The 19,929-nt window shown below is 70.1% G+C and carries 20 protein-coding genes; 12 read left to right on the top strand and 8 right to left on the bottom strand.

Going from position 1 to position 19,929, the window contains the following annotated elements; all coding sequences use genetic code 11:
* Window positions 1–22 precede the first annotated feature (22 nt).
* The 6 genes from AC1MEY_RS20280 to leuA all read left to right on the top strand — a co-directional run bounded on the left by AC1MEY_RS20280 (window position 23) and on the right by leuA (window position 6,916).
* Window positions 23–919, top strand: a complete 897-nt coding sequence (locus AC1MEY_RS20280) for a class II glutamine amidotransferase domain-containing protein (RefSeq protein WP_480227196.1) — start codon at window positions 23–25, stop codon at window positions 917–919.
* The gene (locus AC1MEY_RS20285; protein WP_480227197.1) at window positions 907–1,593 is read left to right on the top strand and encodes a protein glxC; all 687 of its coding nucleotides are present in this window, start codon (window positions 907–909) and stop codon (window positions 1,591–1,593) included. Before AC1MEY_RS20280 ends, AC1MEY_RS20285 begins: the two co-directional genes overlap by 13 nt.
* Window positions 1,593–2,924 (top strand): FMN-binding glutamate synthase family protein, encoded by a 1,332-nt coding sequence (locus AC1MEY_RS20290; protein WP_480227198.1) that lies wholly within the window; start codon window positions 1,593–1,595, stop codon window positions 2,922–2,924. The genes AC1MEY_RS20285 and AC1MEY_RS20290 overlap by 1 nt, the downstream gene beginning before the upstream one ends.
* 85 nt (window positions 2,925–3,009) lie before the next feature.
* Window positions 3,010–4,197 carry an NAD(P)/FAD-dependent oxidoreductase gene (locus AC1MEY_RS20295; protein ID WP_480227199.1) on the top strand — a complete coding sequence of 396 codons (1,188 nt, stop codon included), beginning with the start codon at window positions 3,010–3,012 and terminating at the stop codon, window positions 4,195–4,197.
* 17 nt (window positions 4,198–4,214) lie between these two features.
* Window positions 4,215–4,862, top strand: coding sequence for a helix-turn-helix domain-containing protein (locus AC1MEY_RS20300; protein ID WP_480227200.1), 648 nt, complete (start codon window positions 4,215–4,217; stop codon window positions 4,860–4,862).
* A 242-nt stretch (window positions 4,863–5,104) separates the two neighbouring features.
* The gene (gene leuA / locus AC1MEY_RS20305) at window positions 5,105–6,916 is read left to right on the top strand and encodes a 2-isopropylmalate synthase (RefSeq protein WP_480227201.1); all 1,812 of its coding nucleotides are present in this window, start codon (window positions 5,105–5,107) and stop codon (window positions 6,914–6,916) included.
* Between the two features lie 4 nt (window positions 6,917–6,920).
* On the opposite strand, the gene AC1MEY_RS20310 is transcribed toward leuA, so the two are convergent.
* The 4 genes from AC1MEY_RS20310 to AC1MEY_RS20325 all read right to left on the bottom strand — a co-directional run bounded on the left by AC1MEY_RS20310 (window position 6,921) and on the right by AC1MEY_RS20325 (window position 11,348).
* A complete protein-coding gene (locus tag AC1MEY_RS20310) occupies window positions 6,921–8,225 on the bottom strand; it encodes an alpha/beta hydrolase (RefSeq protein ID WP_480227202.1) in 1,305 nt (434 codons plus the stop codon).
* Between the two features lie 128 nt (window positions 8,226–8,353).
* Window positions 8,354–9,313: an aldose epimerase family protein gene (locus AC1MEY_RS20315; RefSeq protein ID WP_480227203.1), complete on the bottom strand. Its 960-nt coding sequence runs from the start codon at window positions 9,311–9,313 to the stop codon at window positions 8,354–8,356.
* A gap of 7 nt (window positions 9,314–9,320) precedes the next feature.
* Window positions 9,321–9,626: a hypothetical protein gene (locus AC1MEY_RS20320; protein ID WP_480227204.1), complete on the bottom strand. Its 306-nt coding sequence runs from the start codon at window positions 9,624–9,626 to the stop codon at window positions 9,321–9,323.
* 15 nt (window positions 9,627–9,641) lie between these two features.
* Entirely contained in the window at window positions 9,642–11,348 is a 1,707-nt protein-coding gene (locus tag AC1MEY_RS20325) for a sodium:solute symporter family protein (protein ID WP_480227205.1), read from the bottom strand.
* 138 nt (window positions 11,349–11,486) lie between these two features.
* Between AC1MEY_RS20325 and AC1MEY_RS20330 the strand changes: the two genes are divergently transcribed.
* Genes AC1MEY_RS20330 through AC1MEY_RS20340 form a run of 3 tightly spaced genes read left to right on the top strand, consistent with a single transcriptional unit; the run spans window position 11,487 to window position 14,448 of the window.
* Entirely contained in the window at window positions 11,487–12,272 is a 786-nt protein-coding gene (locus tag AC1MEY_RS20330) for a DeoR/GlpR family DNA-binding transcription regulator (protein ID WP_480227206.1), read from the top strand.
* The gene (gene galT / locus AC1MEY_RS20335; protein WP_480227207.1) at window positions 12,269–13,366 is read left to right on the top strand and encodes a galactose-1-phosphate uridylyltransferase; all 1,098 of its coding nucleotides are present in this window, start codon (window positions 12,269–12,271) and stop codon (window positions 13,364–13,366) included. Before AC1MEY_RS20330 ends, galT begins: the two co-directional genes overlap by 4 nt.
* Window positions 13,363–14,448, top strand: a complete 1,086-nt coding sequence (locus AC1MEY_RS20340) for a galactokinase (RefSeq protein WP_480227208.1) — start codon at window positions 13,363–13,365, stop codon at window positions 14,446–14,448. The genes galT and AC1MEY_RS20340 overlap by 4 nt, the downstream gene beginning before the upstream one ends.
* On the opposite strand, the gene AC1MEY_RS20345 is transcribed toward AC1MEY_RS20340, so the two are convergent.
* The gene (locus tag AC1MEY_RS20345) at window positions 14,435–15,424 is read right to left on the bottom strand and encodes a DEDDh family exonuclease (RefSeq protein ID WP_480227209.1); all 990 of its coding nucleotides are present in this window, start codon (window positions 15,422–15,424) and stop codon (window positions 14,435–14,437) included. The genes AC1MEY_RS20340 and AC1MEY_RS20345 overlap by 14 nt on opposite strands.
* 116 nt (window positions 15,425–15,540) lie before the next feature.
* On the opposite strand from AC1MEY_RS20345, the gene AC1MEY_RS20350 reads away from it, so the two are divergent.
* The 3 genes from AC1MEY_RS20350 (at window position 15,541) to AC1MEY_RS20360 (ending at window position 18,462) form a co-directional block, all read left to right on the top strand.
* The gene (locus AC1MEY_RS20350) at window positions 15,541–16,761 is read left to right on the top strand and encodes a MurT ligase domain-containing protein (RefSeq protein ID WP_480231590.1); all 1,221 of its coding nucleotides are present in this window, start codon (window positions 15,541–15,543) and stop codon (window positions 16,759–16,761) included.
* The gene (locus AC1MEY_RS20355) at window positions 16,758–17,486 is read left to right on the top strand and encodes a type 1 glutamine amidotransferase (RefSeq protein WP_480227210.1); all 729 of its coding nucleotides are present in this window, start codon (window positions 16,758–16,760) and stop codon (window positions 17,484–17,486) included. The genes AC1MEY_RS20350 and AC1MEY_RS20355 overlap by 4 nt, the downstream gene beginning before the upstream one ends.
* Window positions 17,487–17,607: 121 nt before the next feature.
* The gene (locus AC1MEY_RS20360; protein ID WP_480227211.1) at window positions 17,608–18,462 is read left to right on the top strand and encodes a hypothetical protein; all 855 of its coding nucleotides are present in this window, start codon (window positions 17,608–17,610) and stop codon (window positions 18,460–18,462) included.
* A gap of 91 nt (window positions 18,463–18,553) precedes the next feature.
* Here the strand turns inward: AC1MEY_RS20360 and AC1MEY_RS20365 are convergent, their stop codons facing one another.
* From AC1MEY_RS20365 to AC1MEY_RS20375, 3 genes are read right to left on the bottom strand one after another with little or no spacing between them, the layout of a single operon-like run.
* Window positions 18,554–18,952, bottom strand: coding sequence for a hypothetical protein (locus AC1MEY_RS20365; protein ID WP_480227212.1), 399 nt, complete (start codon window positions 18,950–18,952; stop codon window positions 18,554–18,556).
* Window positions 18,953–18,962: 10 nt separating this feature from the next.
* Window positions 18,963–19,574, bottom strand: coding sequence for a recombination mediator RecR (recR, locus tag AC1MEY_RS20370; RefSeq protein WP_480227213.1), 612 nt, complete (start codon window positions 19,572–19,574; stop codon window positions 18,963–18,965).
* Between the two features lie 14 nt (window positions 19,575–19,588).
* On the bottom strand, window positions 19,589–19,921 hold the full coding sequence (locus tag AC1MEY_RS20375) for a YbaB/EbfC family nucleoid-associated protein (RefSeq protein ID WP_480227214.1): 333 nt from the start codon (window positions 19,919–19,921) through the stop codon (window positions 19,589–19,591).
* Window positions 19,922–19,929: the final 8 nt, after the last annotated feature.

A 19,929-nucleotide genomic window follows, 5' to 3' on the forward strand; every position in this document is an offset into this window, starting at 1 on the left:
CCGTCACGAGAGGAACCACCCCATGTGCGGCATCGTCGGGTTGCACCTGCGCAACCCGGACCTCCACCCCCGACTCGGCGAGCTGCTCACCGGGATGCTGTGCGAGATGTCCAACCGCGGCAGCGACTCGGCGGGCGTCGCCGTCTACGGCGATCCCACCTGGACGCCACCCGGCCGGGCCTGCGTGTCCGTCCTCGAGGTGAGCGACGGGCCGGACGCCGTCCGCACCGCCGTCGGCGCGGGACTCGACGTCCCCGTGTCGGTGTCGGTGCTCGACGCCACCTACCTCGTCACCGCGGAGGTGACGGTCGAGACGCTGCGCGCGGCGGTCGCCGCCGCCTACCCGGACTCGCTCGTCGCGGGCTTCGGCAACGACCTCGCCGTGCTCAAGGGCGTCGGCGACCCCAGGACGCTGACCGACGCATGGGGCCTCGCCGGTGCGAGCGGCTGGCAGGGCGTCGGCCACACGAGGATGGCAACCGAATCCGCGGTCACGCCGTCGGGCGCGCACCCCTACGCGGTCGGACCCGACCAGTGCCTGGTGCACAACGGGTCGTTCGCGAACCACGCCACCATCCGTCGCGAACTGCGCGCTGCCGGTGTGCAGTTCGACAGCGAGAACGACACCGAGGTGGGTGCGCGTTTCGTCGCCGACCGCCTCGCCAAGGGCTACGACGTCGAGACCGCACTGAAGGATCTCTGCTCGACGTTCGACGGCTTCTACACGCTGCTGGTGTCCAACCGCGACTCGTTCGCGATCGTCCGCGACGCGATCGCCTGCAAGCCCGCCGTCATCGCCGAGACCGACGACTGGGTCGCGATGGCCAGCGAGTACCGCGCACTGTCCGGCCTGCCCGGCGTCGAGCGCGCGGCGATCTGGGAGCCCGAACCCGAGGTGGTGTACGCATGGACGCGGTGACCCGATTCGACCTGAAGACCATTCCGCTGCGCGAGGTCAACACGGCCCTGCACGCGCCGGACCTTCGGGGCCGCTTCGTGATCGAGAACCCCGCGGGCGCCCACAACGTGGCCGTCGGCATCGACGCGCCGGTGACCGTGACCGTCGACGGGCACGTCGGCTACTACGCGGCCGGCATGAACCAGCAGGCGGACGTCGTCATCGACGGCAACGCCGGCACCGGTGTCGCCGAGAACATGATGAGCGGCACCGTGTGGGTCAAGGGCAACGCCTCGCAGTCCGCAGGCGCGACGGCCCACGGCGGACTGCTCGTCATCGAGGGCAACGCCGCTGCGCGGTGCGGCATCTCGATGAAGGGCGTCGACATCGTCGTCGGTGGCGACATCGGCCACATGAGTGCGTTCATGGCCCAGGCCGGCACGCTCGTCGTCCGCGGCAACGCCGGCGAGGCGCTGGGTGACTCGATCTACGAGGCCCGCATCTACGTGCGCGGCGAGATCACGTCGCTGGGCGCGGACTGCATCGCCAAGGCCATGGGCCCCGAACACCACGAGGAGCTCGGCCGCCTGCTGAAGGCCGCGGGCTTCGAGGACGACGACACCGCCGCGTACACCCGCTACGGGTCGGCCCGCGACCTCTACCACTTTCACGTCGACAACTCGGGAAGCTACTGATGAGCACGGCATCCGACGACCGGGCACGCGACGGCCTGCGCGAGTCCGCCACGTTCGACCGCGCCACCATCGCGGCCATCCAGCGCGCCGCCGACACCGGCATCTACGACATCCGCGGGTGGGGCGCGAAGCGGCCGCTGCCACACTTCGACGACCTGCTGTTCCTCGGGGCGTCGATGTCGCGGTATCCGCTGGAGGGCTACCGCGAGCGCTGCGGCACCGACGTCGTCCTCGGCGCGCGGCACGCCAAGTACCCACTGCACCTGGACATCCCGGTGACCATCGCGGGCATGTCGTTCGGCGCGCTGTCGGGTCCGGCGAAGGAGGCGCTGGGGCGCGGTGCCAGCGCGGTCGGCACGTCGACCACCACCGGCGACGGTGGCATGACCCCCGAGGAGCGCGGGCAGAGCAAGCACCTCGTCTATCAGTACCTGCCGTCCCGGTACGGCATGAACCCCGACGACCTGCGCAAGGCCGACGCCATCGAGGTGGTCCTCGGACAGGGCGCCAAGCCGGGTGGCGGCGGAATGCTGCTGGGACAGAAGATCTCCGATCGGGTGGCGGGCATGCGGACGCTGCCGCCGGGCATCGACCAGCGCTCGGCGTGCCGGCATCCAGACTGGACCGGGCCCGACGATCTCACGATCAAGATCAACGAGCTGCGGGAGATCACCGACTGGGAGAAGCCGATCTACGTCAAGGTCGGTGCCACCCGCACCTACTACGACGTGAAGCTCGCCGTGCACGCCGGCGCCGACGTGGTCGTGGTCGACGGGATGCAGGGCGGGACCGCCGCCACGCAGGAGGTGTTCATCGAGCACGTCGGCGTCCCGACGCTGGCCGCCATCCCGCAGGCCGTGCAGGCGCTCCGGGAACTCGGCGTGCACCGAAGTGGCGTGCAGCTGATCGTGTCCGGTGGCATCCGCAACGGTGCCGACGTCGCGAAGGCGCTCGCCCTCGGGGCCGACGCGGTGGCGATCGGTACCGCGGCGCTGATCGCACTCGGCGACAACCACCCGAAGTACGCCGCCGAATACGAGAAGCTCGGCAGCGCAGCGGGTTTCTACGACGACTTCCAGGACGGTCGCGATCCCGCGGGCATCAGCACGCAGGATCCCGAACTCGCGGCCCGGTTCGACCCGGTCGAGGGCGGCCGGCGCCTGGCCAACTACCTGCGGGTGCTCACCATGGAGGCGCAGACCATCGCCCGCGCGTGCGGCAAGGCACACGTCTGCCACCTCGAACCCGAGGACCTCGTCGCGATCACCATCGAAGCCGCCGCGATGGCGCGGATCCCGCTGGCCGGCACCAACTGGATCCCCGGCACGTGAGCGTCCGTCCGCCGAGCGTGACGCCACGGCGACAATCCGCGGCAGAGTTCGCAGTGGCGTCACGTTCGACCCCCGGGGCGGGCGCGTGAGCGAGACCGCGGACGTCGTCATCGTCGGCGGCGGCCTGGAGGGCACCGCCGCGGCGTGGGCGCTGGCCCAACGTGGCGTCACCGACGTCGTGGTGTGCGAACGCAACACCGTCGGTTCCGGCATGACCGGCAAGTCGTCGGGCATCGTGCGATGCCACTACGGCGTCAGCTCGCTCGCCGCGATGGCCACCGTCGGTCTCGAGGTGTTCGAGACCGCCGAGGACGTCTTCGGCCAGGATATCGGCTTCCGGCAGACGGGCTACGTGGTGGGCGTCGGCGAACGGAACGTCGACTCCCTGCGCAAGAGCCTCGCCGCGCAGCGCTCGGTGGGCGTCGAGACCGAGGAGATCGACGTCGACGAGGTCGCGCGCATGTGGCCACACGCCGACCTGACGCCGTTCGGTGCGTTCGGCTGGGAGGCGCGCGGCGGCTACGGCGACGCGTATCAGACAGCGCAGGCCTTCTCGGTCTCCGCCCGCGCCGCGGGGGTGCGGGTTCGGCAGGGCGCCGAGGTCACCGATCTGCTGATCGACGGCGCCCGGGCCACCGGGGTGCGGCTGCGCGACGGCAGCGAGATCGCCGCGGGCACCGTCGTCGTCGCGACCGGCGTGTGGACGAAGCCGTTCCTCTCGCCGCACGGCGTGGACGTCCCGGTCGAGGTGGTCCGGGAACAGATCGTCCTGATCGCCCCCGGCGTCGACGTCACCGGCGTGCCGGTGTTCTCGGATCTGGTGTCGCTGCAATACATTCGGCCCGAGCCGAACGGCGACCTGCTGTTCGGCAACAGCGATCTGTCGCACGGCGAGACCGCGGACCCCGACGGCTACCTCAACCGCGCGACCGACGACTTCGTCGACCTGGTGGTCGACCGGGTGGGCACCCGCTTCCCCGGCCTGACCGACGCGGCGATCAGCAGCAGCTACGCGGGCTGTTACGACGTCACGCCCGATTGGAATCCGGTGATCTCGGCGACCGACGTCGACGGACTGCTGGTGGCCGCCGGATTCAGCGGACACGGCTTCAAGATCGCGCCGGCCGTCGGGCGACTGGTGGCCGACCTGGTGATCGACGGCCGCAGCGGCGACTCCCGCATCCCCGAGGACGACTTCCGGCTGAGCCGCTTCGCCGATGGCACACTGCTCAAGAGCCCGTACCCGTACGTCGGGGCCGGGGAGATGCGGTAGCCGAGAGGAGCGTGACCGTGAGCGACGTTCCGCTGCTGCGCAACCAGTCCGGGACGGCCCGCGAGCGCGATCCGCACGAGCCCGTCGAGGACCTCGAATTCGAGGCGGCCATCGGACGCAACGTGCGCCAGCTCCGGCAGCGGCACGGCCTGACCGTCGCCGACATGGCCGACCGGGTGGGCATCTCCAAGGCGATGATGTCCAAGATCGAGAACGCCCAGACGTCGTGCAGCCTGTCCACGCTGGCGCTGCTGGCCAAGGGCCTCGACGTGCCCGTCACCAGCCTGTTCCGCGGAGCCGACGTGGAACGACCGGCGGCGTTCGTCAAGGCAGGCACCGGCGCGGAGATCGTCCGCAACGGCACCCGGCAGGGTCACCAGTACGAACTGCTCAGCTCGCTGCGCGGCGAGCACAAGCGACTCGAATGCCTGCACGTGACGCTGACCGAGACGAGCCAGACCTACCCGCTGTTCCAGCACCCCGGTACCGAGTTCATCTACATGCTCGAGGGAGTGATGGACTACAGCCACAGTCGGTCGGTGTACCGCCTGCATCCCGGCGACTCGCTGCAGATCGACGGCGAGGGCGCCCACGGCCCCGTCGACCTCGTCGAGCTGCCCATCCGCTTCCTGTCCGTGATCGCGTTCCCGGACGCGCAGGTCTGACCGCTCGCGACGCACCGAACTGGAGAGTCACGTCGCCGAGACGCCCATCGGGCGACGTGACTCTCCAGTTCGACGAGAAAGCCCGCCGTTTTGCCCCGCCGCGGGCCCGGAGTAAGGTCTAGCCCGTGCAGCGTGTGCTCCTCCTCGGGCGCCGCGACGGAGTCTGACTCGGACTGGCTCTCCGTCGCGGGTGTTCGCGATGCCGGTCTGACGTTCACCACAGACGAACCCGGAGCCACCTCATGACCACGTTCTCCCCCGATTCCCCGGACGCCTTCAGCAGCGCCCGCAGCATCTCCACTCCCGCAGGGCCGCCGCACCCCGGCCAGCCCGCGTGGAACACCCAGCGCGCCACCCAGATGCCGGTCAGCCGTTACCGCACCTTCGCCGAGGAGGTCGAGCCGATCACGCTGGCCGACCGCACCTGGCCGGACAAGGTCGTCGAGACTGCCCCGATGTGGTGTGCGGTCGATTTGCGCGACGGCAACCAGGCGCTGATCGACCCGATGAGCCCGCAGCGCAAGCGCCGCATGTTCGACCTGCTGGTCCGCATGGGCTACAAGGAGATCGAGGTCGGCTTCCCGTCGGCGAGCCAGACGGACTTCGACTTCGTCCGCGAGATCATCGAGCAGGGCGCGGTACCGGACGACGTCACGATCCAGGTGCTGACGCAGTGTCGGCCCGAGCTGATCGCGCGGACGTTCGAGGCGTGCGCCGGCGCCCCGCGGGCGATCGTGCACTTCTACAACTCGACGTCGATCCTGCAGCGCCGCGTCGTGTTTCGGGCCGACCGCGAGGCCGTCAAGAAGATCGCCACCGACGGCGCCCGCATGTGCGTCGAGGAGGCCGCAAAGTACCCGGACACGGTGTGGCGCTTCGAGTACAGCCCGGAGTCCTACACGGGCACCGAGCTGGAGTACGCCAAGGACGTCTGCGATGCGGTGAGCGAGATCGTCGGCGCGACGCCCGATGCCCCGCTGATCCTCAACCTGCCCGCGACCGTCGAGATGGCGACGCCGAACGTGTACGCCGACTCGATCGAGTGGATGAGCCGCAACCTGGCCCGCCGCGACTCCATCATCCTGAGCCTGCACCCGCACAACGATCGCGGAACAGCCGTTGCCGCAGCCGAATTGGGCTACCAGGCCGGTGCCGACCGGATCGAGGGCTGCCTGTTCGGCAACGGCGAGCGCACCGGCAACGTGTGCCTGGTGACGTTGGGCCTCAACCTGTTCAGCCGCGGCGTCGACCCGCAGATCGACTTCTCCAACATCGACGAGATCCGCCGCACCGTCGAGTACTGCAACCAGCTGCCCGTCCACGAGCGCCACCCCTACGGCGGCGACCTGGTGTACACGGCGTTCTCCGGCAGCCACCAGGACGCGATCAACAAGGGTCTGGACGCGATGAAGGTCGCCGCCGACGAGGCGGACTCCGACGTCGACGAGATGCTGTGGCAGGTCCCGTATCTGCCGATCGACCCCAAGGACGTCGGCCGCACGTACGAGGCCGTCATCCGGGTGAATTCGCAGTCCGGCAAGGGCGGCGTCGCCTACATCATGAAGGCCGATCACGGTCTGGCGCTGCCGCGTCGACTGCAGATCGAATTCAGTCAGGCCATCCAGAAGATCACCGACGGCGAGGGCGGCGAGGTGTCGCCCAAGGAGATGTGGGACGTCTTCGCCGAGGAGTACCTGTCGCCTATCCGTCCGTTGGAGCGCATCAAGCAGCGCGTCGACGCGTCGGAGGTCGACGGCGGCACCGACTCGATCGTCGCGACGGTGCTCGTCGACGGCCAGGAGCGCGAGATCGAGGGCGCGGGCAACGGTCCGCTCGCCGCGTTCGTGGACGCCCTGGGCGCCATCGGGTACGACGTCTCGGTGCTGGACTACTCCGAGCACGCCCTGTCCGCGGGCGAGGAGGCCCAGGCCGCGGCCTACGTCGAGGCCTCGATCGGCGGCAGGACCGTGTGGGGTGTCGGCATCGCGACGTCGATCACCACGGCCTCGCTGCGTGCGGTCGTGTCCGCGGTCAACCGCGCCGCGCGGAGCTGACCGGTCAGGACGTCAGCCCGGTCCGCTGCGCCAGCCACGGCAGCTCGAGGGCCAAGGCGGCCGTAAAGCATCGCCAGTCGTGGGAGCCCGGCACCTCGTCGTAGTGGGTGTTCATCCCGGAACCGGTGGCGGCGGCCAGCACCCGGTGCGCGTCGTTGCGCGCATCGCGGTCGCCGGCGCCGACGACGAACCTGGCGGCGCTGCCACGGAAGCTCCGCCCGCGCATCAGGTCGATCGGGTTGACCCGGGCGAACGCCGCGTCGCTGCCGCCGAACGCCTCCTTGACCGTGCGATCGCGCGTGCCGAGCGTGGGTTCGCTCGACCCCGAGATGTCGAGGAACGTCGGGTACGTCTCGGGGTGGTTGGTGCCCAGCTGCAGGGCGCACGTCCCGCCGTACGACGCGCCGGCGATCGCCCAGTCGCCCGGGTCCGGGTCGACCGTCAGGTGCTGGGCGACCCACTGCGGGACGTCCCTCACGAGGTAGGTCTCGGCGTTGCCGCGCGGACCGTCCACGCAGAGCGGATCGGCGAACCGGCTGCCGGTGGCGTCCGCGACCACCACCACCGGTGCGAGACCGGCGTGCTGGACGGCGAACCGGTCCATGATGGACGCCAGCTTGCCGGCGCTCACCCAGTCGTCGGGGTCGCCGGGCTGCCCGGCCAGCAGCACCAGCACCGGCAGCCGGGGCCGGGGGTTCGAGAAGTATGCGGGCGGCAGATACACGGCGGCGGGTCGCGCCGTGAACCCCGACGACCGCCCGGGGATGACCGCTGAGGTCATCTTGCCGCGCAGTGACATGCCGTCCGGCGGCGTCCACGCCGAGTCCACCGGATCGGCGTCGGGCAGGACGCGCACGTCGTTGACGACGTCTGACAGGGCGATGTCGTCGTGGTGGGCGACACCGAACAGGTCACCGGGCGTGAGATACGTGCCGTAGATCGCGTTCACCTGGTTGGCGCACGCGGCGAAAACGACCAGCGCAGCCACCACCGACAGCACGATGCCGCGCCGCGGCCGTCTCGCGCCACGCGAGATGGCCAGTGCCACCGCGAAGAAGCCCGCGCCCACCCACGCGTAGATCGCCGGTGCCAGCCGGTCGGGGAACAGCAGCCACACCGCGCGGGCCATGTGGTCGAGGACGGCGGTGGTGACGACGGCGACCGTCAGGCAGACCACCAGCTCGATGGCCTTCCCGCGCGGGCGCCGGTCCGAGGTAAGGACACTGGCGATCAGCCACGACCCGGCGACGACCGAGAGCACGTCGAACACCACGGGAACGGGGCCCGTCAGCAACGACCAGTCCAGCATCGTCGGCGCACCCCCTTCTCCATCGGATCCGACGAAGCCATCCTGCACTCGGCGTGCTGTGAGTCGGCTGGGGGTCCGGCCTGTGAATGCGCTGCCAACCTCGCCCGGGCGCCTGGAGTGACGACGCGCTACGTCGCCGAGAAGTCGAACCGCACCGTGCTGGCGTAGGTCTCGCCGGGGCGCAGTGCGATGGACGGGAAGTGGCGGTGGTTCGGAGTGTCGGGGAAGTGCTGGGCCTCGAGCGCGACGCCGGCGCCGGCGCGGTACGTGCCGGCGCTGCCCTTCGCGGTGAGGCCGCCGAGGTGCCCGCCGGCGTAGACCTGCAGGCCGGGTTGATCCGTGGACACGGACATCCGGCGTCCACTGGCGGGATCGACGAGCACGGCGACCTCCCTGGTACCCGCACCGTCGAGCACCCAGGTGTGGTCGACGTCGACGCCCGTCCCACCGATGGGTGCCGGCGTCCGGAAGTCGAACGGCGTCCCCGCCACCGGGCGGATCTCGCCGGTCGGGAGGAGCGCCCCGTCGACCGGCAGGTAGGCCGAACCACGCACCAGCAGAACGTGATCGGCGACGTTACCCGCGTCGTGCCCACCGAGGTTGACGTAGGAGTGGTGGACGACGTTGACGATGGTGGGGGCGTCGGTGGTCGCACGGACGTCGACGCTCAGTGACGTACCGACGAGCCGGTAGGTGACGCTGACGGCCAGCGCGCCGGGATAGCCCTCCTCGCCGGCCGGCGAGATCCGCGAGAAGACGACCGCGTCGCCCTCCTCGGCGGCCGACCAGATCATCCGATCGAAGCCCCGCGACCCACCGTGCAGGTGGTTGCCACCCTCGTTGCGGCTCAACCGGATCGGCACACCGTCGATGTCGACGCGGCCGTCGCGGATGCGGTTGGCGCAGCGCCCGACCGTGGCGCCCATGTAGGCCTCGTCGACCTCGGCGAGCGACGGCCGCCCCAGCACGACGTCGGCGAGCGTGCCGTGCGCGTCGGGCACGTGCAGTTCGAGCAGCCGCGCCCCGAAGTCGGTGAACACCGCCGTGCACGCGCCGTTCGCGAGGGTGATCCGCCGGGCGTCGGTCATCGGCGGATCACTCGGTCCGCGTGCGCTCCTCGACGACGTCGGGCTCGTCGGGCACCACCGGCCGCAGCACCGCCCAGGCGAAGAACAGGCCGGCGACGCCGAGCAGGACGAGCCCCACCCACCAGTTCGCGTCGGTGCCGATGTAGAGGTCGGTGCGGTTGCGTTCGGCCGCCGCGTCGGAGTGCTCGGCCAGCATCTGCGGGAAGAACCCGGCGAGGGTCAGCAGCACGCCGTAGATGCCCAGCAGGGCGCCGATGATGTTGCGGATGTCGAAGAAGCGGAACCGCGACTGGGGTGTGTAGGGGTCGGACATCGATGCTCCCGGGGGTCAGTGGAAGAGCAGGTTGAGGGCGATGACGAGGACGAGTGCGACGCTGGCCAGCGGAACGGCCTTCTGGTACCACGGCTTTCCGGCTCCGTCGGGATCGCGGAAGATGTCCACGTCGGTCTGCGAGTAGACCAGGCCCGCCAGCTCGGCGACGGGCTTCGGCCGGGTCACCATGGTGACCGCGACGCTGACGACGATGTCGACGACGAACGCCGCCGATGCCGCAACGAACGGCACGCCCTGCCCGGGCAGGGCGATCACGCCCGCCTCGCCGAGGAGGAAGACGCCGATCGCGGACAGCGTGCCGGCGACCAGACCCATCCAGCCCGCCGTTGGCGTCATCCGCTTCCAGAACATGCCGAGGATGAACGTCGCGAACAGCGGCGCGTTGAAGAACCCGAACAACGTCTGCAGGTAGTCCATCAGGTTGGAGTAGCCGGCCGCGATCAGCGCGGTGAAGATCGCGAGCACGGTGGCCGCGACCGTGGCGATCCGGCCGACCCCGATGTAGTACCCGTCCGGGCGGTCCTTGACGACGTAGGTCTGCCAGATGTCGTAGCTGAACACGGTGTTGAAGGCCGAGATGTTGGCCGCCATGCCCGCCATGAACGAGGCCAGCAGGCCCGCGATCGCCACGCCCAGCAGGCCGTTGGGCAGGATGTCGCGGATCATCAGCAGCATCGCGTCGTTGTAGGTGATGTCCCCGGTGCCGGCCGACTTGAAGTCGATCATGTCGCCGATCGCGGCGGCGGCGATCATGCCGGGCAGCACGACCACGAACGGGATGAACATCTTGGGGAACGCCGCGATGATCGGCGCGCGGCGCGCCGACGACATCGAGTCCGACGCCATCGCGCGCTGCACCTCGACGAAGTTGGTGGTCCAGTACCCGAACGACAGCACGAAGCCCAGGCCGAAGACGATGCCGACCACCGACCACACCGGACTGTCGAATCCGCTGAGCGCCTGCCCCGGCCAGGTGTTGAGCTGCTCGTTGACCGAGGCGGTGACCGCTCCGTCGGAGACGGTGTCGATCAGCTTGTCCTTGAGCCCGCTCCAGCCGCCCACCTTGATCAGCCCGAAGATGGTCAGCGGGACCAGCGCGGCCACGATGACGAAGAACTGCAGCACCTCGTTGTAGATCGCCGCCGACAGGCCCCCGAGCGCGGTGTAGGTCAGCACGATCACGGCCGCGACGATCAGCGACAGCCACCGGTTCCAGCCCAGCAGCACGTTGATGACGGTGGCCAGCAGGAAGAGATTGACGCCGGCGATCAGTACCTGCGCGACGGCGAAGCTGATCGCGTTCACCAGGTGGGCGCCGGGCCCGAAGCGCCGGCGCATGAACTCCGGCACGCTGCGCACCTTGGAGCCGTAGTAGAACGGCATCATCACCACGCCGAGGAACAGCATCGCCGGCACGGCGCCGATCCAGTAGTAGTGCATGGTCGACAGGCCGATCTGGGCGCCGTTGGCGGCCATGCCCATGATCTCGACCGCGCCGAGGTTGGCCGAGACGAACGCCAGGCCGGTCACCCAGGCGGGCAGTTTCCGTCCGGAGAGGAAGAAGTCCAGGCTGGTGGAGATCTGGGTGCGGGCGATGTAGCCGATGCCGAGCACGAAGACGAAGTAGATGGCGATCAGCGAGTAGTCGAGAAAGCCGACGTCGAGCCGCAATACGGATTCGGCGACCAGGGTGCTGGTCATGGGTCAACTCCTTCTTTGGAGTGCGTTCATCACAGATTCAAACAGGAACTTGCAGAAAGTAACAGCCTCCGCCGCCAAAACGGCCGGAAGTGCCCCATCTTGTTTGATAATGTGCGAATCCCACTAGCAGAGGAACCCATGCTCGCTGCTGAACGCCGCGCCGCGATCCTGCGCACGCTGCAGGCCGGGGGATCCGTGCGCGTCGCGGACCTGGCCTTCGAACTCGACGTCTCCGAGATGACCGTGCGCCGCGACCTCGACTCGCTCGACTCGCAGAGTCTGCTGCGCAAGGTGCACGGCGGCGCGGTGCTGCGGCACAACCGCGGCGAGGAACCGTGGTCGTCGGTCAAGGCGTCCCAGCAGCGCGCCGAGAAGGCCGCGATCGCCGAGGTGGCCGCGGGCACCGTCGAGGACGGCATGACCATCGCGATCAGCGCGGGCACCACGACCACCGAACTCGCCCGCGTGCTCCGGCACCGACCCAGCATCACCGTGATCACCAACTCGCTCAGCGTGTTCGCCGCACTCACCGACCCGACCGACAACGGCAGCGCGGCCCCGCAGACCTATCTCAGCGGCGGGGTGCGCACGCCGTCCGACGCCCTGGTCGGACCCGTCGCCGACACCACGATCGCGTCCTTCCGGGTCGACGCCACCTACCTCGGCGTGCACGGCTTCGACCCCCGGGTGGGGTTGACGTCACCGAATGTCGCCGAGGCACAGGTCAATCGGACGCTGATCGACATCGGCGCGCGGCTCGTGGTGTTGGCCGATCACACCAAGTACGGGGAGATCGGCACCAACGTGTTCGCCCGACTGAACCGGGTGGACACGTTGATCGTCGACGACGGTCTCGCGGAAACCGACCGCGCGGTCGTCGCCGCCGAGGTGGGCGAACTGCGGGTCGCCGAGGTGGGGTCGTGACCGATCCGCTGCACTGGACGCTCGCCGACGGACGCGACGAGTACTTCTTTTCGCTGCCAGGACATTCCGCCGCACCCGTGCCCGACCGCCGCCTACTCCCCCCGCGCGTCGACCAGTCGTCGCAGGTGCGATTCGACCGGCAGACCGGGCAGTGGGTGATCATCGCCGCGCTGCGCCAGGACCGCACGTACAAGCCGCCGCCCGACCAGTGTCCGCTGTGCCCGGGGCCCACGGGCGATCGCAGCGAGATCCCCGCGCCCGCCTACGACGTCGTGGTCTTCGAGAACCGCTTCCCGAGCCTGTCGGGCGCCGACGTCAACACCACGTTCACGCTGCCCGACGACGACGGCCGCGGCTTCCTCGCCGCACCGGGCCACGGCCGCTGCGAGGTGATCTGCTTCTCCAGCGATCACGATGCCTCGTTCGCCGGCCTCAACCCGTCGCATGCCCGCCTGGTGGTGGACGCGTGGCGATACCGCACGTCGGACATGTTGTCACGCAACGGCATCGAGCAGGTGTTCTGCTTCGAGAACCGCGGTGAGGACATCGGCGTCACGCTGACCCACCCGCACGGACAGATCTACGGCTACCCGTTCCTGACCCCGCGCACCGCCGCCGTGCTCCGACAGGCCGACGCCCACCACCGGCGCACCGGGGACAACCTGTTCGCCGACATTCTCGCCACCGAGGTCGCCGACGGCAGCCGCGTGATCGCGCGCAACGAGTCGTTCACCGCGTTCGTACCGTTCGCCGCGCGCTGGCCGGTGGAGGTGCACGTCTATCCGAATCGCCACGTGGCGAACCTGATCGACTTCACCGACGGTGAGCGTGACGCGTTCGTGGAGGTCTACCTCGACGTGCTCGGCCGCTTCGATCGGCTGTATCCCACCCCCCTGCCGTACATCTCGGCGCTGCACCAGTACACCGGCGTGGGCGCGCAACGGCAGGGCTACTTCCACGTGGAGCTGATGTCGATCCGCCGCAGCGCCACCAAGCTCAAGTTCCTCGCCGGTTCCGAATCGGCGATGGACGCCTACATCAGCGACGTCACCCCCGAGGCCGTCGCTGCCCGACTGCGCGAGGTGGCGTCGTGATCAGCTGGGCCGCGCCGGGACGCATCAACCTGATCGGCGAACACACCGACTACAACCTGGGTTTCGCACTGCCGATCGCCCTGCCGGAGCGCACCGTCGCCCGGTACGACCCGGCCGACACCGACGTGCTGACCGTGCACAGCGACCACCTCGAGGGATCGGTCGTCGTCCCGCTCGACACCCGGCCGGGCGACGTCGAGGGCTGGGCCGCGTACGTGGCGGGCGTGGTGTGGGCGCTGCGCGAGGGGGGTCATCCCGTCACCGGCGGCACGCTCCGGTTGACCAGCGACGTGCTGATCGGCGCGGGCCTGTCGTCGTCGGCCGCCCTGGAGTGCGCCGCACTCGGTGCGCTGACGGCGTCGGGCCCGGATCTCGACCGCATCACCCAGGCCCGGCTCGCGCAGCGGGCGGAGAACGAGTACGTGGGTGCGCCGACAGGCCTGCTCGACCAGTTGTCGGCGCTGTTCGGCGAACCGCGACGGGCACTGCTCATCGACTTCCGCGACGTGACCGTCGAACCCGTGCCGTTCAACCCCGACGCGGCGGGCGTCACGCTTTTGCTGATCGACTCGCACGCCGTCCACGAGCACGCCGGCGGCGAGTACGCGGCACGGCGCGACTCGTGCGAGCGCGCCGCAAGCGACCTCGGCGTCGCCTCGCTGCGCGAGGTGGGCGCCGACGACTCACTCGACGCCGTCCGCGATCCGGTCGACGGGCGGCGCGCCCGTCACATCGTCACCGAGAACGCGCGGGTGCTCGACTTCGTGGCCGCGGTGCGTGCCGCGGACTTCGGCGCGGCGGGACGACTGATGACGGCCTCGCACGCCTCGATGCGCGACGACTTCGAGATCACCACCGCCCACCTCGACGCGATCGCGGACTCCGCCGTCGCGGCAGGCGCGTTCGGTGCGCGGATGACGGGCGGCGGCTTCGGGGGCTGCGTGATCGTGCTCGTCCCCACCGACCGCGCCGGTGCGGTGACCGACGCCGTCGAGATCGCGATGCGGGACGGCGGCTACCGCGCCCCGACGGTCACGTCGACGTATGCCGCAGCCGGCGCCGGACCGGTCAGAACAGCGTGAACTGATCGCCCGCGGACGTCGGCTCCACGAACGGCTCGACGTCGCGTCCGCCCACGACGCGGTCGAGCAGACGCATGAAGTCGGCGTCGGTGACCAGCGGGATGCCCATCTCGCCGGCCTGGTAGCCGCGGCCCTGGTCCGGCTCGGGGCGGTCGCAGATCACCAGCGACGTCTGCTGGTCCACGGCGTCGGTGAACGCCAACCCGCCGTGCAGCATGCGCTCGATCAGTTCTTCGTAGGTGTGGGTGACCTCGGTCGACATCGCGATCCGCATGCCCTGCACCAGCGGGCGGCCGGGCACGAATCGGCCCGGGTTCTGATACGGGCACGGTAGGCGCGCGGCGACGGTCTTCAGCGAGTGCAGTTCCTCGTGCGTGACGCGCCCGTTGGGCCAGCGCCGCCGCGAGACCGACCGCACCGGCAGCCACGTCCTGCGGTCGTGCGCGCCGGCCAGCGAGGGTTTGAGTATCTGCGCGAGCACCAGCGCGTCGTCGAGGGCGTCGTGCGGCCGCATCTGCGTGACGCCCCAGTGCGCGGCCAGCGTCTCCAGGCGGAGGTTTTCGCAGCCCAGCCGGAGCCGCCGCGCCAACTCCACCGTGCACATCACCGTGTCGATCGGGAGTTCGGCGTCGATCAGTTCGGCCTCGGCCGCCAGGAAGGAGTAGTCGAACGCGACGTTGTGGGCCACCATCGTGCGGCCGCGCAGCACGTCCCTGAGGTCGTCGACGACGTCGCCGAACGTGGGCTGCCCGGCGAGCATCTCCGACGTCAGGCCGTGTACGTGGGTCGGGCCGGGGTCGACGCCCGGGTTCAGCAGGCTCGAGAAGCTGCCCTCGACGTTGCCGTCGTCCCCGACCGCCAGCGCGGCCACGCTGACGATGCGCGCCTGTCCTGGGCGGAAGCCCGTCGTCTCGACGTCGACGACCGCCCAACCCGCTCCGGGTTCGGTGGCCGGTCGGCCCCAGACGACACTCACGAATTCGAGGATGGCACGGCGCCCCGACAACCCCACCTCCCCAGCGCCGCGTGTCGCCCACGCACTTCACCCCTTCTAGACTTCCCGGGATGACCAGAGGGCTGGAGCGGAGCACGATGTCCGCGCGCGGGCGGCTCGCCCTGGGCGCCGGAGCCGCGGCGCGCTGGGCGTCGCGGGTGTCCGGCCGGGGCGCCGGCGCCATGATCGGCGGCCTGGTCGCGATGACGATCGACAAGTCGGTGCTCGCCCAGCTCGGCCGGAACCGCCGCTCGGTGGTCGTGACCGGCACGAACGGCAAGTCCACCACCACGCGGATGACCGCGGCGGCGCTCGCGACGGTCGGGCCCGTCGCCACCAACGCCGAGGGCGCCAACATGGACGCCGGGCTCATCGCGGCGCTCGCCGGGTCGCGGAACGCCTCGCTGGCCGCGCTCGAGGTCGACGAGATGCACGTGCCGCACGTCGCCGACGCCGTCGACCCCGAGGTCGTCGTGCTGCTCAACCTGTCCCGCGACCAGCTCGACCGGGTGGGTGAGATCAACCACATCGAACGCACGCTGCGCGGCGGTCTGGCCCGGCACCCCGACACGGTCGTCGTGGCCAACTGCGACGACGTGCTGATGACGTCGGCGGCCTACGACAGCCCGCACGTCGTGTGGGTCGCGGCCGGTGGCGGCTGGGCCAACGACTCGGTGAGCTGCCCGCGCAGCGGCGAGGTGATCGTCCGCGACGGGGTGCACTGGCACTCGACCGGCACCGAGTTCTCCCGGCCCACGCCGCAGTGGTGGTACGACGACACCCACGTCCACGGACCCGACGGGCTGTCGCTGCCGATGGCGCTGTCGCTGCCCGGCACCGTCAACCGCGGCAACGCCACCCAGGCGATCGCGGCGGCAGTCACGCTGGGCGCCGATCCCGCCGCCGCGGTCGCGGCCGTCGAGGGCGTCGACGAGGTCGCGGGCCGGTACTCCACGATCCAGGTCGGCAAGCACACCGTGCGGATGCTGCTCGCCAAGAACCCCGCGGGCTGGCAGGAGGCGTTGTCGATGGTGGACACCGACGCCGGCTCGGTGGTGATCTCGGTCAACGGCCAGGTGCCCGACGGCGAGGACCTGTCCTGGCTGTGGGACGTCAACTTCGAGCACTTCGTCGACCATCCCGTCGTCGCGGCCGGTGAGCGGGCCACCGACCTGGCGGTGCGGCTCGGCTATGCCGGTGTGCGACACACGTTGGTGCACAACCCGCTTCGAGCCATCGCGTCCTGCCCGCCCGGTCACGTCGAGGTCGTCGCCAACTACACGGCGTTCTCGCAGCTGAGTCGGGCGGTGAAGCGATGACCCCGCGCTCGAGCGAGTCGACGGTGCGGATCGGGCTGGTGCTGCCCGACGTGATGGGGACCTACGGCGACGGCGGCAACTCCGTCGTGTTGCGAAAGCGGTTGACGCTGCGTGGAATCGACGCCGAGATCGTCGAGATCACGCTGGACGATCCCGTGCCCGCCGAACTCGACCTGTACACGCTCGGCGGCGCCGAGGACTTCGCGCAGCGCCTGGCCACCAAGCATCTCATCCGCCACCCCGGCCTGCAGCAGGCCGCCGCGAGAGGCGCTCCGGTGCTGGCGATCTGCGCGGCCATCCAGGTTCTCGGCCACTGGTACGAGACGTCGTCGGGCGAGCGGGTCGACGGCGTCGGCCTCCTCGACGTGACGACCTCGCCGCAGCCGAAGCGGACCATCGGCGAAGTGGTGTCCCAGCCGTTGCTAACCGGCCTCAGCGACCGGCTCACCGGCTTCGAGAACCACCGCGGCGGAACGGTTCTCGGCCCCGACGCGTCGCCATTGGCCAAGGTGGTCACGGGTGCGGGCAACCGCGACGGCGACGGATTCGACGGCGTGGTGCAGGGCAGCGTCATCGCGACCTACCTGCACGGTCCGTGCCTGGCGCGCAATCCCCAGCTCGCGGACCACATGCTGGCCCAGGTGGTCGGCGAGCTGCCGCCGCTGGAGCTGTCCGAGGTGGACCAGCTGCGGCGCGAGCGGTTGGCGGCGCCCCGGCGGGCGTGATCTCTGGGTTTTCCGGCCGGTCACGCCGCGAGATTGACGTGGCCGACACGTCTACTCGCACTTCCTCGCGGTGGCATCAATCTCGGCGAGAGATGTCAGTCGGCCTTCCTACAGTCCCGACATGGATCGACCGCGGATCTTCCTCGGCAGCGAAGCGCTGGCGCGTGGCGACGTCTCCGAGTACGAGTTGCGCCGTTTCCATCAGGCGATCCTGCGCGACGTCTACGTCGAGAAGCCGTGGACGCCGACGTTCCACGACCGGGTCGTCGCTGCGTGGCTCTGGTCCCGACGCCGCGGGGTGATCGCAGGGGTCGCCGCGTCCGCGCTCCACGGCGCGCAGTGGGTCGACGTCACCCACCCCGTCGAGATGATCTGGAACAACGGGCGGCCGCCTCCCGGCCTCGTCGTCCGGAACGACACGCTGGGTCGCGACGAGGTGATGCGAGTGGCCGGGATCCCCGTCACGACACCCGCCCGCACCGCGTTCGACCTCGGGCGGCGGCTGCCCCGCGACGACGCTGTCGCCCGCCTCGACGCGCTGGTAGCCGCGGTTCCGTCGGCGCTTGGAGGCGTCCCCACGCTCGTCGCTCGATATCCCGGGGCCCGCGGGGTCAAGGCCCTGCGAGTTGCGCTGCCGCTGGTCGACGGCGGCGCGGCGTCGCCCCGCGAGACGCGGCTGCGGCTCCTGTTCGTCGACGGGGGTCTGCCGCAACCCCGCACGCAGCTGCCGGTGTTCGACGGGCAGTTCTACGTCCGCAGGCTGGACATGGCGTGGGACGACTTCCTGGTCGCGGCGGAGTACGACGGCGACCAGCACCGGACGGATCGGCGTCAGTACGCGAAGGACGTTCGGGTGAAGCGCACGCTCGACAGGCTCGGCTGGCGCGTCGTATACGTCATCAAGGAAGACTCGCCCGCGGACGTCCTGCGGGTGACGCGAGCTGCGCTGATCGCCAGGGGCTGGCGGCCATCATGATGCTCGCGAGGCTGTCGCCACCGCGAAGAAGTGCGAGTAGAGGTGTCGGTCACGTCAATCTCGCGGGCCAGAACAGGCCCAATCCCGCGACCTACAACCCCAGGTCGCGCAGGAACTCCGGCTTGTAGGCCTCGAGGATCACGTAGCTCGGATCGGGGGCGGGCGACTCGGGGGCGTCGTCGGTCACGACGTCGCCGTCGACGGGGTCCACCCACTCCTGCGCGGCGCCGTCCCAACGGGTCACGGTGTACTCCGCGCCCACGTGGTCGTCGGCGACGAGGCCGCGAATGGTGCGCTCCGCTTCCCGGGCGTCGGCGAGGGTGTGCGTGTAGACCTGCACGCGGTCGCCGTCGCGGGTCACCGTCACCTTGGAGCCCAGCCGCTCACGCGCGTCGTCGTCCAGGTCGAGCGTGCGGAGCTTCTCCCAGAAGGACAGCCCGTGCTCGTCGCTGCCCAGCTCGACCTCGACCTTGAACTCTTCGTCCGCCACGGCCACCAAACTAGGCCATCGCCCGGCGACCGGCCAACGCCCTACCGAGCGTCAACTCGTCGGCGAACTCGAGGTCGCCGCCCATCGGCAGCCCCGACGCGATGCGGGTGACGCTCAGTCCGGGGATGTCGCGCAGCATCCGCACCAGGTAGGTGGCGGTCGCCTCGCCCTCGGTGTTGGGGTCGGTGGCGATGATGACCTCGCCGACGTCGACGCCGTCCACCCGCTCGCCGATGCGGTTGAGCAGCTCGCGGATCCGCAGCTGATCCGGCCCGATGCCCGACAGCGGATCCAGCGCACCGCCCAACACGTGATAGCGCCCGCGGAACTCCCGGGTGCGTTCGACGGCCTGGACGTCCTTGGGTTCCTCCACCACGCAGATCAGGGCCGCGTCACGTCGCGGGTCGCTGCAGATGCGGCACTTCTCGTTGTCCGACACGTTGCCGCACACCGAGCAGAACGTCACGCCCTCGCGCACACGGGCGAGCACGGCGGTCAGCCGGTCGATGTCGGGAGGTTCGACGGACAGCAGGTGAAACGCGATGCGCTGCGCGCTCTTCGGACCGATCCCGGGCAGCTTTCCCAGTTCGTCGATCAGGTCCTGGACGGGCCCCTCAAACATGGCACGTCAAGGTGTCAGGCCCCCGGCAGACCGAGGCCGCCGAGACCGCCGGCCAGCGGGCCGAGCTTGCTCTGCGCCAGCAGCGTCACCTGCTGCGAGGCGTCCTTGATGGCACCGACGACGAGGTCCTGCAAGGTCTCCACGTCGTCCGGGTCGACGACCTTCGGGTCGATCCGCACGCCGATGACCTCGCCGCTGCCCTTCATCGTGACCTGGACCAGTCCACCGCCGCCCTGCCCGTTCACCTCCGAGTTGGCCAGCGCCTCCTGGGCCTCCATCAGCTGCTGCTGAACCTGCTGGGCCTGAGCGAGAAGTGCTGACATGTCGGGCTGTTGACCGGGTTGCATGGCTGGTC

This window comes from Mycobacterium sp. PTI7 (genome assembly GCF_056679845.1).